Source organism: Flavobacterium psychraerolatum (genome assembly GCF_025960985.1).
In the GTDB taxonomy this organism is placed as follows: domain Bacteria; phylum Bacteroidota; class Bacteroidia; order Flavobacteriales; family Flavobacteriaceae; genus Flavobacterium.
The window spans coordinates 44,962-61,806 of sequence record NZ_JAOQMX010000029.1 but is presented as its reverse complement, the minus strand read 5'-3'; the positions used below and the strand labels follow the sequence as shown (position 1 = coordinate 61,806).

General features: G+C 33.8%; 12 protein-coding genes and 1 pseudogene. 5 read left to right on the top strand and 8 right to left on the bottom strand.

Features of this window, described 5'->3' with window-relative positions; genetic code table 11:
- The 6 genes and pseudogenes from M2326_RS11675 to M2326_RS11650 form a co-directional block, all read right to left on the bottom strand.
- Window positions 1-1,157: pseudogene (locus tag M2326_RS11675) on the bottom strand (aldehyde dehydrogenase family protein); the annotation flags it as partial.
- 91 nt (window positions 1,158-1,248) lie between these two features.
- Window positions 1,249-2,019 (bottom strand): SDR family NAD(P)-dependent oxidoreductase, encoded by a 771-nt coding sequence (locus M2326_RS11670; protein WP_264619736.1) that lies wholly within the window; start codon window positions 2,017-2,019, stop codon window positions 1,249-1,251.
- Window positions 2,020-2,136: 117 nt separating this feature from the next.
- A complete protein-coding gene (locus M2326_RS11665; RefSeq protein ID WP_108741607.1) occupies window positions 2,137-3,153 on the bottom strand; it encodes a zinc-dependent alcohol dehydrogenase in 1,017 nt (338 codons plus the stop codon).
- 184 nt (window positions 3,154-3,337) lie between these two features.
- Window positions 3,338-4,201 (bottom strand): IclR family transcriptional regulator, encoded by an 864-nt coding sequence (locus M2326_RS11660; RefSeq protein WP_264619735.1) that lies wholly within the window; start codon window positions 4,199-4,201, stop codon window positions 3,338-3,340.
- Window positions 4,202-4,360: 159 nt separating this feature from the next.
- Window positions 4,361-5,533 carry a glycoside hydrolase family 117 protein gene (locus M2326_RS11655; protein ID WP_264619737.1) on the bottom strand — a complete coding sequence of 391 codons (1,173 nt, stop codon included), beginning with the start codon at window positions 5,531-5,533 and terminating at the stop codon, window positions 4,361-4,363.
- 80 nt (window positions 5,534-5,613) lie between these two features.
- A complete protein-coding gene (locus M2326_RS11650) occupies window positions 5,614-8,214 on the bottom strand; it encodes a glycoside hydrolase family 2 TIM barrel-domain containing protein (RefSeq protein WP_264619734.1) in 2,601 nt (866 codons plus the stop codon).
- Between the two features lie 462 nt (window positions 8,215-8,676).
- On the opposite strand from M2326_RS11650, the gene M2326_RS11645 reads away from it, so the two are divergent.
- A complete protein-coding gene (locus M2326_RS11645; RefSeq protein ID WP_264619733.1) occupies window positions 8,677-10,359 on the top strand; it encodes a tetratricopeptide repeat protein in 1,683 nt (560 codons plus the stop codon).
- 128 nt (window positions 10,360-10,487) lie between these two features.
- The gene (locus M2326_RS11640) at window positions 10,488-11,036 is read left to right on the top strand and encodes a DUF1697 domain-containing protein (RefSeq protein WP_264619732.1); all 549 of its coding nucleotides are present in this window, start codon (window positions 10,488-10,490) and stop codon (window positions 11,034-11,036) included.
- A gap of 368 nt (window positions 11,037-11,404) precedes the next feature.
- Here the strand turns inward: M2326_RS11640 and ald are convergent, their stop codons facing one another.
- The gene (ald, locus tag M2326_RS11635) at window positions 11,405-12,487 is read right to left on the bottom strand and encodes an alanine dehydrogenase (protein WP_264619731.1); all 1,083 of its coding nucleotides are present in this window, start codon (window positions 12,485-12,487) and stop codon (window positions 11,405-11,407) included.
- Window positions 12,488-12,889: 402 nt separating this feature from the next.
- The gene (locus M2326_RS11630) at window positions 12,890-13,834 is read right to left on the bottom strand and encodes a tRNA dihydrouridine synthase (RefSeq protein ID WP_264619730.1); all 945 of its coding nucleotides are present in this window, start codon (window positions 13,832-13,834) and stop codon (window positions 12,890-12,892) included.
- Between the two features lie 162 nt (window positions 13,835-13,996).
- On the opposite strand from M2326_RS11630, the gene menD reads away from it, so the two are divergent.
- From menD to M2326_RS11615, 3 genes are all read left to right on the top strand, one after another.
- A complete protein-coding gene (gene menD, locus M2326_RS11625; protein WP_264619729.1) occupies window positions 13,997-15,658 on the top strand; it encodes a 2-succinyl-5-enolpyruvyl-6-hydroxy-3-cyclohexene-1-carboxylic-acid synthase in 1,662 nt (553 codons plus the stop codon).
- A 132-nt stretch (window positions 15,659-15,790) separates the two neighbouring features.
- Window positions 15,791-16,132 (top strand): DUF2853 family protein, encoded by a 342-nt coding sequence (locus M2326_RS11620; RefSeq protein WP_264619728.1) that lies wholly within the window; start codon window positions 15,791-15,793, stop codon window positions 16,130-16,132.
- A 187-nt stretch (window positions 16,133-16,319) separates the two neighbouring features.
- The gene (locus M2326_RS11615; protein WP_413603270.1) at window positions 16,320-16,838 is read left to right on the top strand and encodes a DUF6913 domain-containing protein; all 519 of its coding nucleotides are present in this window, start codon (window positions 16,320-16,322) and stop codon (window positions 16,836-16,838) included.
- Window positions 16,839-16,845 lie beyond the last annotated feature (7 nt).

Sequence of the window (16,845 nt, the reverse complement as noted above, 5' to 3'; positions counted from 1 at the left end):
TCTTCATGAACAATAGTCATATCTTGTGTTACATTGGTCAAAATAGTTGGTTCAAACCAATATCCTTTTTCAAATCCAGGACCTGTTGGTTTGTTTCCTCCAGTTGCAATTGTAGCCCCTTCTTTTACATTTACGGCTACCAAATGCTCCATCGCTTTCAATTCGGCGGCGTTAACTTTTGGTCCCATATCTGTATCTTCCAACATTGGGTCACCTACTTTTAATGCTTTTACTTTAGGAATAAATTTTTCCATGAAAACATCATAAATATCTTCGTGTAAGTACATACGTTCGTTACAAGTACACACTTGACCACAGTTGTCAAAACGAGAATGTAAAGCAGCATCTACAGCAGCATCAATATCAGCGTCTGCAAAAACGATAAAAGGGGCTTTTCCACCTAATTCTAATTGTACATGTGTTAAGTTTTCGGCAGCATTACGAGCAATATCTTGCCCTACAGGAGTAGAACCTGTCATAGTAACCATTTTGGTTATTGGACTTTTTACCAAAGCATTCCCCATAGCTCTACCAGGACCCGTAAGAATATTGATAACTCCAGCAGGAATACCTACTTTGTTTGCTATGTTTCCTAATTCTAAAGTTGATAATGGCGTTTCGGATGTTGGTTTGATTACAATACTATTTCCAGCAATTAAAGCAGGTCCTAGTTTACGAGCTGCTAGTGCAAATGGAAAGTTCCAAGCAGTAATCGCTACAATCACCCCACGAGGCACTTTTTGAATCCAAATTTGCTCGTTTGCATTGTCTGAAGGGATAATATCTCCTTCAATTCGACGTGCACCTTCGCAAGCATATTCGATAAATGAAGAAGCTACCGCAACTTCAAAACGAGCAACTTTTAGTAATTTACCTTGTTCTTTTACGATTAATTGCGCTAAATATTCAGAGTTAGCTTTAATTTCGTTAGAGAATTTATACATTAAATCAGCTCTTTCTCTTGCTGGTTTCTTTTTCTATTCTTTTTGTGCTTTATCTGCATGAGCTAATGTTTCAAGAGCTTCTTCAGCCGTTCCATTTTGTACTCTTGCAACAATCTCTTCAGTAGAAGGACTTAAAACATCAATTGTATCACCAGAAGTAGAAGTTCTCCACTCGCCGTTTATAAATAATTGGTATTCTTTAATTTCTGCCATTTTTATAAGTTTTTTTAACTGCAAGATTTTAAATTCTTGTAGGATAATTGTTTTAAAATATAATAATCGTCATTTGAACGATAATGGTTCTCTATCGTCCCATCCATCCACCGTCAACAAGCATCGTAGTACCGTGCATGTAAGAAGCAGCATCTGAACATAAAAATACTGTAGGTCCTGCAAAATCTTCAGGTTTTCCCCAACGACCTGCTGGAATTCTACCTAAGATTGAAGCCGAACGAACTGGGTCATTACGCAAAGCTTCTGTATTATCGGTGTTGATATATCCAGGTGCAATTGCATTTACATTAACCCCTTTTCCTGCCCATTCGTTAGCAAAAGCCATAGTCAATTGACCAATAGCACCTTTACTAGCGGCATACCCAGGAACAGTTATTCCTCCTTGGAACGTTAATAATGAAGCCGTGAAAACTACTTTTCCGCTTCCTCTAGCAATCATTTCTTTACCGATTTCTCTAGTTAAAATAAACTGTGCATTTTGATTTACTTCAATCACTTGGTCCCACATTTCGTCTGGGTGTTCAGCAGCTGGAGCTCTCAAGATTGTTCCTGCGTTGTTTACCAAAATATCGATAGTTGGGAAGTCTTTTTTCACTGCTTCGATGAAAGCGTATAATGCTTTTCTATCACCGAAATCACAAGTATATCCTTTGAATTTTCTACCCAAAGCCGTTACTTCTTTTTCAACTGCACTTCCTTCTGTTTCTAATGAAGCACTAACACCAATAATATCAGCACCTGCTTGTGCCAATCCAATTGCCATTACTTTACCAATTCCTCTTTTACAACCTGTAACCAAGGCTACTTTTCCTTTTAAACTAAATGTATCTAAAACGCTCATGTTTTTTTTGCTTTTGGCCATTAGCGTGTAGCTTTTGGCTCGTTTGTTTATTTCTTATTAGGTAATTATATGTCAAAAAGCTAATAGCCAAAGGCCATTAGCCAATAGCAATAAATACTATAATTGACAGTCCATCAATACTTTCAATCCTTCTGGGTTTTTGTCAATGTTTTCAAAAACTTGTTGGATGTTGGATAAAGGCTGTACATCTGTAATCATTTGTTCGAAAGGCAATTCGTTTGCTGTGATTAATTCGATTGCTTTTTCGTAATCTTCTTTTTCGTAAACACGAGCACCGATTAAGCTTAATTCTTTCCAGAAAAATTTGAATAAATCCACTGGTTTTTTCTCTCCGTGTATCGCTACCATTAAGATTCTACCGCGAATTCCTGCAACTTCACACATAATGTCTAGCGCGGGTTGAACACCTGCAACTTCAAAAACAACATCGGCTTTACGACCTTCTGTTTTTCCTTTTACATATTCAACTAAGTCAATTTTGATAGGGTTAACAGCATCAAAACCTAATTCCTTAGCTTTTGCAATACGGTTTTCGTTTACTTCAGAGATGATAACCTGTGCTCCAGCATCTTTGGCAACCATAGCTACTAATAAACCGATTGGACCACCACCTAAAACGACGGCAGTTTCTCCTTTTACCAAGCCACTACGACGTACATCGTGAGTTGCAACAGAAAGAGGCTCAATTAAAGCAGCTAGTTTTAAGTCGGTATTGTCTTTTAATTTGTGAAGTGTAAAAGCTGGAACATTCCAGTATTCTTGCATAGCACCTGGGCTATCGATTCCGATGAATTTTAATTCCTCACAAATGTGATTGAATCCTTTATCAGATGCTTTTGCTTTGCGGTCATCCAAAGGGCGGACAACAACTTTGTCTCCAACAGCATATCCTGTAACGCCTTCACCTACAGCATCAATAGTACCAGACATTTCGTGTCCAATAGTTTCTGGAATACTCACACGCTTGTCCATCATTCCGTGGTAGATATGCACGTCAGTTCCACATACACCTACGTAGGCTACTTTGATTCGTACTTCTCCATTTGCTGGATTTTCAATTTCTTTGTTAATTACAGTGAAGGTTTTATTCCCTTCATAAATAGTTGCTTTCATTTTTATATTTGTTTCAAATAGTAAACTTGTTTCTTATTTGAACAAATATAGGAATAAGTATTAAAAATACTTTAAATAAAAGCTATTTTTTTTCGCATAAGAAACTGGTTTCAAGAGTGGAAAACAAACAAAAAAAAGTGCTGTATAGGATACAACACTTTTTAAAATTTTATGTTCGGGATATTTATCTTTCGATATACCCAAGTTTTGTTGAAATTTCGAGGGCGTATTTTGAAATAATTTTTCCTTTTTTATCAAATTCTTCATGAGGTAATCTACCATGAGGCGCTGTGATCCAAAGGCAAGCTACAGGTGTTCCATGTTCATTAAAAATAGGTGCTCCAATACAATGAATTCCTTGAATATCTTCACCATTGTCTATTGCATACCCTAGTTCTCGAACGGTTTTTAATTGTGCTTTAAATTCCTTTTTTGAAGTAATAGTGTTTTTTGTGAATTTATCAAATCGAACAGTTGACAGAATTGTATTTGCTTCTTCCTCTGGTAGGTAGGCTAAAATAGATTTTCCTCCAACTGAACTGTGCAGGTTGAAACGTGTACCCAGTTCGACAAAAAGCTTAACAGGGTAGGAGGAAGAAACTTGCTCCAATATGGTACCTGTATTGCCTAACACAACACCTAGCATCACTGACTCTTTCAGTTCATCACGCAAAGCTCTCATAATATCTATCGACAATTCGACGATACTTTGCTCGTTCATGGAAGAAATTCCCAAGGTTAACATCTTTCTCGAAAGGGTGATTTTTTTGGTAGTTTCGTTTTTTTGAAGATAGTTTTTGAAAATCAAAGTATTGGTTATTCGAAAAGCACTGGATTTAGTTACATCCAAAGTCTGAAGGATTTCAGACAAAGTAAGTCCTTTTGGGTGCATCGCTAATAATTCGATGATTTGTAGTCCTCTCTCTAAATTAGGAACATTATAATTCGATTTTAAATCTTCTTTTTCTTGCGTCATGTTGTTGTATACTAGGTAGAGTACAAAAATAGTTTTATTTATTTGACTTTGGAAAAAAAATATATTTTGCATTTTAGATTTTCTTTTTTACTCAACCGTACTATTTGCCTCGATATATTTTTAATACTATAAACTAAAAGAAACTACCCTTTTGCATGTTTTTTGAGAAGCGCTCAAAAAAGTTTACAAAAGGGTAGTTGTAGTGTACAGTTATGCGAATAAATTTACTGCTTATTTATGCATGTTCTCTGCTTTCTCTGTTTTTCCGTTTACTGATTTTTCACCAGCTGCAACGTGCGTTGTTTTTCTTTCAGAAGTGAAACGCATGATACTTTGATAGTTACCGCTATTATAAACATGCGTTAATCCCCATCTCAAAATCTCAGTTGGCTCTTTTTCATTATCTGCTGTTCTGTTCAAACCAATTGCATGTGGTGCATCTTTGATAGACGCCATAATCTCAAAATTAATTCCATCAGGAGACCATTGAATAGTGTTTTTTTCAGGACCATCTGTAGTGATTAATGATGCGATTCCGCCGTTGTAAGGCCAAACGCAAATTTCGTGTCCACTATTACTAATTGGGTTATAAGGTGATTTTACATATGGTCCAAGTGGATTGTCTGCAATGGCAACACCATGACGGATCTGACGACCACCAAATGTCATCTCTTCACCCATTTGCTCTCCTTTGTAGTACAAATAGAATTTACCTTTGTATGGTAATATACATGGATCATGCGTTTTGTGGCTGTCAAAATCTCCTTTTTTCTCTACCATAAAACGGTTGTCCGTAGTACCTTTCCAAACACCATTTTGAGCAGGTGCGATAACGGGAGCATCCAATTTTGTCCAAGGACCATTTGGCGAGTTAGACCATGCCATTCCTACTTTTTCTTGAACTCGTATGTTGTAGATTCCTTCAACAGTTTGGTAGCATAAATAATATTTCTTATCCCATTTCATAATCTCAACTGTGAAAACAGAACGATCATCATAAGATCCTTTTTTACCTCTAGGAATTGCAATTCCTTCTTCTTTCCATGTCCAACCATCTTGAGAAGTTGCGTACCAAATATCGCAACGATCCCAAGGAAATACTTTTTCATTGGCCATATCTCCACCAAATCCTTGTGTTGGACCAGTACTTTTTGTGTACCAAACATAGTATTTTCCGTTTTCTTGGATGATAGCACTAGGATCTCTTCGTACAACACCTTCTTCGTAAGCCAAATCACCTTTAAGCGGTTGTAAGTTTCCAAACTCGATAAACCATTCGTTTCCTAAATCTTTAGGCCATTTTAAGGCTCTTTTTGAAGCGGCACTTAAGTGGTTGACATCCATAATACCTAACTTATCTTTAAGTTCGATAGCATCTTTTTTTAGTTGTTTTTCTTCCTCCATTTTGCATTTTGTTGACTGTGCAATTGCCGAGATTGGCATTGCTAGCGTTAATAATCCAAGGACGCTTTTGTTAATTATATTCATAGTTGTAGTTTGATTGGTATTACAATATTACTTAATTTAATTTTACTAGTGAGATTAGTTTTTTCTGTGAAATTTATTTTATTGTTTTCAAGAACAACTTTTTCAATTTGAACGGTAGCGTCTACTTTTGCTCCTTTTTTCGATTGAACAATAAGCAAACATCTTCCTTGTGAAGTGGTTATAGTATTTGATTGAAAATCCTGAACATTATCGACTGCTCCATTATCTACTCCAAGTAACTTTACGTTTCCATCAATCGAAAATGTGATTGTTGGATTCACTGTTTTTACAGGGTTATTGTCTTTATCAACTACTTGTGCTACGATGTGTGCGACATCATACCCATCTGCAGAAAGGCTAGTTTTGTCTGATGTCAATTGAACACGGTAAGCTTCTGTAGGAGTAACTCTTTCCGATGAGATCGTCTTACCTGATTTTGTTCCTCTTGCAGTTAATTTTCCAGCTTGAAAAGGTACGGCCCATTTGTAAATATGATCGTCAAAATCGTTTATCTTTTTCTTCCCTAATGATTTATCGTTCAAAAACAATTCGACTTCATCGCAGTTAGAGTAGATTTCGACAATTGTTTTGTCTCCAGATTGGTACTCCCAATGTTCGTTGACATCATGCCAAACCCAAAGCGCATTTTCCCATCCATTTTTTGTTTTTTCTACAGGCTCTCCTGTTTGTTCATCAATTTTATAGATTGATTTATCCAGTCTTTGTGTGGCAATATATAATTCAGGAGCATCATTCCATAATGATTTCATCATGTGGTAGGATGGTTTTTCGAATCCAGCATAATCTAATATCCCACTATCGATTCCTTTTTTGGGCCATTGTTTATTGGCTTCGCCCAAATAATCAATACCTGTCCATAAATACGTCCCCGAAATAAAAGGTCGCTCCATAATGGCTTTCCATTCGTGCCATTGCGGTAGATTTTCGGTACCCATTATGATTTTATTGGGATAGTTTTTATGCCCATAATCATACATTACGCGACGATAACTGAATCCAATAATGTCTAATGCATCTGCATATCCAGATTCATAACTTGATGACGGAAGGATACAGTTAGCAATTACATATCTAGTGGTGTCCATTTCTTTAGTCCACTTTGCCAGTTTTTTAGCAGTTTCACCAATATCGTATTTCTCCCTAGGTAGGGTGCGTAAGTTTTCCTTAATTGTCTCAATAGAATTTGGAGGAAGAGACCAGAAATAATTTCCGCTCCAATCCATATTATCAAAGAAACTAGTGGCTTGTGCGTTTCTTTCATATGTCCATTCAATTTCATTTCCAATACTCCATTGGATGATGCTTGGGTGGTTTCTATGTGCTAACATGGTATTTTTTAAATCACGTTCTGCCCATTCTTGAAAATGTTCACCGTAACCGCGAGTAATAGCGTCTACTGATTGTTCTTTCATGTTTTTACGCTTGTCTTTTGGATTGTCCCATTCATCAAAAAACTCATCTTGAACCATTATTCCCATTTCGTCACAAAGCGAAATAAATTCATCAGAACCTGGATTGTGAGAGATTCTGATCGCGTTAACTCCAGCTTCTTTTAGTTTTTCAAAGCGTCTTCTCCAAACTCCTTCTGGTACAGCAGCTCCTACAAGACCAGCGTCATGATGCAAACAAACCCCTTTGATTTTCATGTTTTGACCATTTAGGTAAAAACCAGTATTCGCATCAAATTTGATCGTGCGAATTCCAAATTTAGTCTGATTCTCATCGACTGTTTTTCCGTTTTGTACAATTTTAATTTGTGCCGTGTACCTATTCGGACTTACTACATCCCATAATTTTGGATTTTTTACAGTGGTATCGATGTTGAATTTTGTTTCTTTCTTGGAACTAACTTTTCCTTTTGTAGTTTGCTCGGCTACTTTTTTGCCTTTACCATCAAGTATAGTTGTGATGATGTCAAAAGTCTCATCCTTATCAAAGTTGTTTTTAACCTTAACTTCTAAGTGAACTTTGCTTTCTTGCAAAGACACTTGAGGAGTTGTGATATAAGTTCCCCAAATAGGAATATGTAGGTTGTTTTTGGTTACTAATTTTACATTTCTGTAAATACCAGATCCAGTGTACCAGCGGCTATCAGCATATCTTGAATGATCTACTTTGACCTTGATTTGATTGGAATTGTTGTTTAAATAGGAACTTAAATCATAGAAAAATGGTGAATACCCGTATGGATGATCTCCTAAATTTTTGTCGTTGAGCCATACTGTACTGTTATTGTAAATTCCGTCAAATAGAATATAGGTTGTTTGATTCGGATTGGGATTTTGAACAAAGTCTTTTTTGTACCATCCAATTCCGCCAAGTAGGTATCCAGTTGCTCCTTCACCTTTGTCTCCGTCAAAAGAGTTTTCGATACTCCAATCGTGCGGAAGATTTACTTTTTTCCAATCTTTTGAGACTGGAGATTCTAATTTAAAATTCCAATTAAAATTAAAATCTTGGTATTCGGATGGATTGGTTTGTCCGTACGAACAAAACGAAATCAAATTAAGGATTCCAATTTGAACTACTCTTTTAGTGGATAATTTGGTGGTTATCGATTTTGGTTTTATTTGCATTGTTATCCTAATTAATGAGTAGATGTTTAGTTTTTTAAAGGTGAAATGTTATTTATTTTTTTGATTTAAAACTGAATTATTGCAGTTGGTAAAAAAGGCTTTACATCTTGAAAATGAAACTCATTAGTTTTAATTATTTTTAGGTAAAATCTTTTGAAAAACATGTCGGCTTTGGGTAAACCATTTAGATTACTGTTTATTTATTAAGTATTAGTGATCGTTACTGTTGATAATGAAATAATTAGCACGAATATTTATGAAAGTAATTGTTTGGCAAATATCTTATAATTATAGGTAAAGGACGTTTTTTTGAACTAGACATTAACTGAACAATGGTGATAATTAGTATTTTGTTCCTTAGTTTTACTAGACTATAACTTAATTGTAACTTTAATTATAAATCATTTAAAGTTCAGTTTTGTTTTACCAACTAACAACCAAACTATTTAACCAAAATTGAAAATGCAAAAAATTATTTTAAAAAATAAGCTTTACCATTTATGGGAACACTCTTCAATAACTTATTTTTCTCCTACTATTTTTTCTACCATAGCTATGGTAGTGTTATTTATTTTTTCTAATGCAACATTTGCTCAGAATCATACGGTAACCAATCCGTACGTTGAGAAGGCAAATGAACTACGCTACTCGAATTATGGTAGTGCCGTTTATTATTATAAAAAAAGTATCGAGTACAATACAGAGCGAAAAGATACGGTAAACGTTATAGCTAACCTACGTGATATGTCTGACTTGTTTGCGCATCGTTTGGATTACGGAAAAGCATACGATGGATATTGGAAAGCCTTGTTTTTGGCAGTAGCTTCAAAAGACGATTATTCGAAAGCAATAATTTATCAAGCGCTTGGTTGGCTATTCAGTTTTTATGATCGCGATGTAGAGGCATTACGGTATTATGAAAATTCTTTAAATTTAACAAAAAATAATAAAAAACTGGATGACGTTAAAAAACTGGCATTACTTGAACAAGATTACTTTTCTATTTTAAACTTATATAGGGTAAAGGGGGATTATAAAAAAGCTAGAAAATATTTAGACAGTTGTCAAATCACTTCTAAAAAACTAAATAGTAAAACGCCTAATTATTTTATAAGTACCGAAACGGCTTTCATGAACGCTGTAGATAAAAAATATGAGGTAGCGATCGCAGGTTTGCAAGAGTCAAATACTTATTTCGAAAAGAAAGATCCTTCGTATTTAATCATTGTCAATTACTTGATAGGAGAGGTATATAGAATGAAAGGTGATCTTCCAAATAGTATCACTTATTATGAAAAATCATTTGCTTTTTCGAACAAATATAAGAGTCATGAAAATTATGTGATTATGGTTCATGAAGCACTTGCCGCTACATATGCTAAAATAGGAAACTTTCAAAAAGCATATAACCACTCCAACCTTGCTTTGAAGATTAACGCCAATGTGTTTGGAAAAGGAAGTAAAAATAGTCAACATCTATTTGAAATTAACGATAAATACCGCGTACAAAAGCAAAAAGAACGTGAAATTTTGAATAAGCAGCGTATAGAACAATTGGAAAGTGAAGAAAAAGTTTGGCTTTTAAAATCGGTTTTATTCTCGATTATACTCATTTCATTGCTCTCTTTTGGTTTCTTATTTGTCAAGAATATGAGGAGAAAACACAAAGATGAAAAATTAGCCATTGCAGAAAAGCAAGAAATGGAATTGCAAAAAGGCAAAGAAATATTGGAGTTAAAAAATAAAGAATTAACTACCTCGGCACTACAATTAATTGAGAAAGATGAATTTATAGAACGCTTAAAACTTAATTTAACCGATAATAAGGAAAATGTAGATGTGCGAACGATAAATAAAATGCTAAAAACCATTCAAGGTTCTCCTAGTAGTAACTGGAAAGAGTTTGAAGCACGTTTTACCGCTGTTAATCAAAGTTTTTACACCAATTTAAAAGATAAGTATCCTGATCTAGGCCAAACCGACTTAAAAATTTGTGCACTGATTAAGCTTAATTTTTCAAGTAAAGATATGGCTTCACTTTTGGGAATTTCCTTCGAGAGTGTACACACTTCTAGATATCGCCTTAGAAAAAAGTTTAAATTAGAAAGGAATGATAATTTGAATGAATTTATAAGTACCTTTTAATATAAAATTTAGACACTAACAACTTTATGAAAGAAAGTATTGACACTACTTTTTAAAGTAAAGAAAATATAACTCTGCATGTGTTTCAAAAAAAAAGACAATATCTTTGGCAAAATAAAAATACAAAAATGACAACTCACTTAGCATTACTTCGAGGAATAAACGTATCTGGCCATAACATGATAAAAATGGAGGCTTTGAAGAGTTGTTTGGAATCTGTTGGTTTTCAAAATGTAGTGACTTATGTTCAGTCAGGTAACGTTTTTGTTGATGCTGAAGAAGAAAATGCACCCAAAGTAGGCTTTCTTATTAAACAAGAAATTTTTAAGGTTTTTGGTCATGAAGTACCTGTAATTGTGATTAATAAAGCAGACTTGGTAGCTTGTTTTACTAATAATTCTTTCTTGAAAGAGAAAGATGCAGACATTAAAAAATTATATGTAGCTTTTATTTCGACCGCTTTACGAGCTGATAGTATTAATGATTTAAGAATTAGTCAATTCAAACCAGATGAAGCAAGTATTGATGAAAATCGTATTTTTATTAAATATGCAGTTGGTGCAGGAAAAACTCGTTTTGACCAAAAGTATATTGAGAAAAAATTAAATGTATCGGCTACGATTCGCAACTGGAATACAGTAACTCAGTTGTTGAAAATGTATGAAGAACGATTATAGAATAACCCAAACAGAAGTCAACTATAAGATTTTAAAGTAATTGTATAACACTACTTACTGACTGTGAAAAATATTTGGTCGTTGATTTTAAAGATCTTTACATAACTTAGTAGTAATTGTAATCAATATCATGCTGGGTATTTTTATGATAATTTTTTTGAAAATAGTAGTTTATATTAAGAAGTGATTTTGGAACAATAATCGTCTGTTATGTAGATTTTGCGTGAGGGATAGGTGTGGAAAGCCCGCAAACAAGTGTAGCGATAGCGGAACTTGTTGAGGACTTGTAGCGAATAGCCCGACCCGCTTTTTTTAGCGGGTCACGCCCAAACACTATTATTCTTTTTAGTAAAAATGGATTTATAAACCTATTCGAAACCTTCCATTATTCCTGGGTAAACGCATTCTCCATTTACTACATTCAATCCAAGTGCTAAAGAAGCATTTGTATCGCAAGCATTTTTCCAACCTTTGTTTGCAATTTGCAATACATACGGCAATGTTACGTTTGTCAAGGCCAAAGTAGAAGTATGTGGTACTGCTCCCGGCATGTTGGCTACGCAATAATGAACTACGTCATCAACGATGAAAATAGGGTCTTGATGAGTAGTTGCTTTTGTAGTTTCAAAACATCCACCTTGATCTACGGCTACATCTACAAGTACAGTACCTGGTCGCATTTCTTTTAGCATGTCACGAGTAATTAATTTGGGTGCTTTGGCACCTTTTACTAATACACCTCCAATGATTAAATCATGTGTCTGAATGTTTTTACGAATGTTATATTCGTTCGAATATTCTGTGATAACATTGTTTGCCATTACATCATTGATGTAACGAAGTCTCTTCATATTGACATCCATAACAGTAACTTGTGCTCCTAATCCTGCTGCTTTTTTGGCCGCTTGAATTCCAACAACTCCTGCTCCAAGGATTAATACTTTTGCCGGTGGTACACCTGGTACACCTCCTAATAATATTCCTAATCCGCCATATGTTTTTTCAAGGTATTTTGCACCTTCTTGAATAGACATTCTACCTGCAACTTCAGACATTGGAGTTAATAGTGGTAAGCTACCATCTGGATCCTCTACAGTTTCGTAGGCGATACAAATAGCATTACTTTTAAGCATGGCTCTAGTTAGCTTTTCGCTACCTGCAAAATGAAAGTAGGTAAAAATAATATGATTTGGTTTTATTAAATCATATTCAGACTCAATTGGTTCCTTTACTTTAACAATCATTTCACTTTTTGCATAAACATCTTCAATTGTAGGAAGAATTTGTGCTCCAACATCAGTAAAATCTTGATCCGTAAAACCACTTCCCATACCAGCGGTATGTTGTATGTAAACGGTATGTTTGTTTTTTACTAATTCAAAGACACCGGCAGGTGTCATTCCAACGCGATTTTCATTGTTTTTAATTTCCTTAGGAACACCTACTATCATATAGCTTCATTTAAAATGTTAATTTTTTTATGAGAAATAACCACTATAATTGTGGATAAGCTGATAAATTTACAAATTTATGGTAATAAAAACAATTTATTTTACGAAAAATGTATTTGAAATTTATGTAGTAAGGAATAGGGTATAATTTAATTCTCTTTATAATATTATAGTGAGATGCAAAACTCATTTCGTGACTTTAAACAAGTCAGTCTGTATTGGTAAGATTAATTTACTGTTTTGGAAAATAACAGAATCGTCATCTAAAATAAAACTATTTTTTCTTAGAAAAGTAAAAATTATTTAGTTGTAGTAATTTGTAAAATGTATCAGTATTTTTTATTTCATCTTTTGAAATTATATGTACCATAAAAAGGTTGATTTACTCAATTTTAGGCGTCTTTATCCTTTTTTGAAAATTTCAATCACTGCAGCATCATAATTTCTAAAACTTTGTGCTTTTTTTATTTGTTTAAGCACTTTGTGAGGGTTGGAGAAGGTAGTTGAGAAATATTCCCATAAGTGATACATTTTTAGTAAAATATGTGTTTGTCCTGATAAGGATTCGCTATAGATCTCATATAAAGTATCGTGAAATTCTTTAAAAACTTCAAGTTTATTAGTTGGGTATTCGTGCGTATTATTTTTGATCATTGTTGGTAAAAAAGGATCGGCTATCAACGCCCTACCAATCATCCAATGGTCGATAGAAGGAAAACGTTCTTGCATTTCATGAAACTTGGCTACCGAGGTGATGTCTCCGTTATAATACAATTTGTGTTTGCTGCTATCAATACAATTTTGAAAAGCATCCAAGTGAACACCCCCTTTGTACAGTTGCTTACCCAAACGAGCATGGATGGCAATATTTTTAAGTGGGTATTTATCAAGTATTGGCATTACATCAATAATTTCTTGAGCTGTTTCATATCCCAAACGCATTTTCATTGATACAATAATATCTGTTTCAGAATGAGCTCGGTCAAGTATAAGATTAATTTTTTCGGTATTGCTTATGAGTCCAGAACCCATTCCAGATTTGGTAACCATGGGGTAAGGACAGCCTAAATTCCAATTTAATTCTTTGTATCCTAATTCTTTGACATATTTTGCAACAAATAGAAATTCGTCTACATCATTGGTAATTACTTGCGGAATTACTTCTAATCCAACATTATTTTCAGGCAATAGATCACGTTCATAAGAAGGTTTTACTACCAATTTACCATTTAGTCGAATATAAGGAGAGTAAAAGGTGTCGATTCCTCCAAAAAATTTATTTTGTGCGTTTCTAAATCTAAAGTCTGTGAATCCTTGAAGCGGAGAAGATAATAGGGTGTAATCCATTTTATAGTTTAAGACTGCAAATATAATATTCTTTCAGGTTGTATGTTTTTTTATTTCAGCAACTTTCAAATTGAAACAATTGTTATATTCATTATAAAATTGAGTAGAAATAGAATGTAAGCTGTGACAACTTTGTATATTTGTTTTCTTCAAATGAATACAATGATATACCCAAAAATACCTTTGGCACAAAGCATCATCGAGTTGTGTTTGGCAAAAGGAGTTACACAAATAGTTATTTCTCCTGGATCTCGAAACGCCCCTTTAACGATTGGCTTTGTCAATAATCCAAATTTTACGTGTTATAGTATTGCTGATGAGCGTTGCGCTGCTTTTTTTGCTTTAGGAATAGCACAACAAACTAAGCAAGCAGTGGCGGTAGTTTGTACTTCTGGATCTGCTTTGTTGAATTATTACCCTGCATTTTCGGAGGCTTTTTATAGTCAAATTCCCTTTATTGTTATTTCTGCAGACCGGCCCCAATCAAAAATTGATATAGGAGACGGACAAACTGTTCGACAAGAAAATGTTTATGCCAATCACTCTCTTTACAATGCTAATCTCATTGAAAAAGTTTGTTTGGAAAATGATTTAAAAATAAATGCTGCGATCGATACTGCACTATTTCAAAAAGGACCAGTTCATATTAATGCTCCGTTTGAAGAACCATTGTATGAAATAGTTCAAGAGTTATCTGTTGCTGTAAAAGTAACTTCTTTCGAAAATGAACCTTCGGTAATAGATGAGGAGGTGCTCGATGAAAAAGCTACGATATGGAATAATTCAACCAAAAAGTTGGTCCTCGTAGGAGTGAATAGCCCTAATCAAATTGATGAGAAAATTATTGAGTTTTTAGCAAAAGATCCTTCAGTTGTTGTGATGACAGAAACGACCTCTAACTTGCATCATTCTAATTTTATTTCGAATATAGATACTATAATCACTCCTTTTACGGTTAATGATTTTGTTGACTTTCAGCCAGAAATATTAATTACTTTCGGCGGAATGATTGTTTCAAAGCGTATTAAGGCTTTTTTGCGAAAATACAAACCACAGCATCATTGGCATATTGATAGCTATAGAGCTTATGACACTTTCGGAAGTTTGACGCACCATTTTAAGGATGACCCAAATACCTTTTTCAATAATTTTATTCCGTTGATAATGAAAGTAGAGAGTACTTATTTTTCTAAAATTAGTAAAGTCGTGCTAGTACGAACACAAAGAACAGACGACTATTTGAGGAAAATTACGTTTTCTGATTTTGTTGCTTTCGATAAAATTATGGCTGGTCTACCTCATAATAGTCAGCTGCAAATAAGTAATAGCTCTGCAATTCGATACGCGCAATTGATCGCTATTGATGCGTCTATCGAAGTGTTTTGTAATCGAGGCACGAGTGGGATTGATGGTAGCACCTCGACAGCAATAGGAGCTGCACTGGCAAATGGCAAACAAACGACTTTGATTACTGGCGATATAAGTTTCCTATATGATAGCAATGCTTTGTGGAATAATTATATTCCGAAAAATTTTAAAATTATTATCATTAATAATGGAGGAGGAGGAATTTTCAGGATTTTACCAGGACATCAGGAGACGCCTGTGTTTAATACCTTTTTTGAAACCTCACATCAATTAACGGCAGTAAATTTGGCAAATATGTATGGTCTTGACTATTTTTCAGCAACTGATGTTGATACTTTAGAATCAAGATTAAAATCTTTATTTTTAAATAATGACAAACCATCCATTTTGGAGGTTTTTACACCGACATTAGAAAATGATACCATTTTGCTACAGTTTTTTAAAGAATTATTGTAGTACAATAGTATTGTCGAATAATGGTTATTAGTCAGGTTTACAGTGGTAATTTAGTTTTTTTTGTAAGTTAAAAATTGTTTTTATCAATACGATTTCCTAAATTTGGTATTATTAACTAAATAAAATTACTTTATGAGTGCAAGAGAAGAGCTGATTGTAAAATATGCGGCAGATTTAAAAGATAAATGTGGAGTAACTCCAGATATGGATTTATTAACAAAAGTAACAATCGGTTGTGGTCCATCAATCTATAATAAAGATTCTTCTACTGTTGCAGGTAGTCAACAGTCTGAATTAGATACTGTTAAGAATAATTTTTTGATTAAAAAATTAGGTTTGACAGACGGTCCAGAATTAGACGCAGGAATAGATGCAGTTATTGAAAAATACGGTCGTTCAAATTCTAATAAACACAGAGCAGTTGTATATTACCTATTAGCACTACATTTCAAAAAAGAAAGTATCTATAACTAATTGCAGCACAGAATATATATATTGAAAAGTACCTCATTGAGGTGCTTTTTTTTTGTAAAAAACACAAGGGATACGTGCTTAACTGTTAAGAATATAACAAAAAGTTTTAAATCTCCGTTTTACTTTTTTAGATTTGCTGTCCAAATTGTGACAGAATTAATTAATTTTGCGCACTAGATAAGAGATTATGCTGCGGAATTATTTAAAGGAGTTTTTGGTTAAAAGAAAAGTAAAAAATAGTTTGTTGACTGAAAGAACCCTTGCCTGCTCTGATGTTGTTGAGACAGTTGGTTTGTTAATTGATGAGGATTATTTCTTAGAAAAAAATAAATTAATTGAAGAAATAATATCAAAAGGGATTTTGAAAGAAAATATTAAAGTGCTGGTTTATAAAAACAGAGCAACTAGGAAGGAAGGAAAAGAGTATTCTGTTTGTACACCAAACAACTTGAACTGGAAAGCTGAAATTAATAATAAGGCAGTTGCTGATTTTGTCAATACTGATTTTGATCTATTAATTAATTATTATGATGTAGAAAAAGCAGTATTGTTAGTAATAACCCATCAATCAAAAGCACATTTCAAAGTAGGTTTCTCATCAATAGATAAAAGATTAAATGATTTAACGGTTACAATTAACGCCGATAATCATCAAGTTTTTATTCACGAAATGTTTCGATATTTAAAAATATTAAATAAAATATAACCTAACC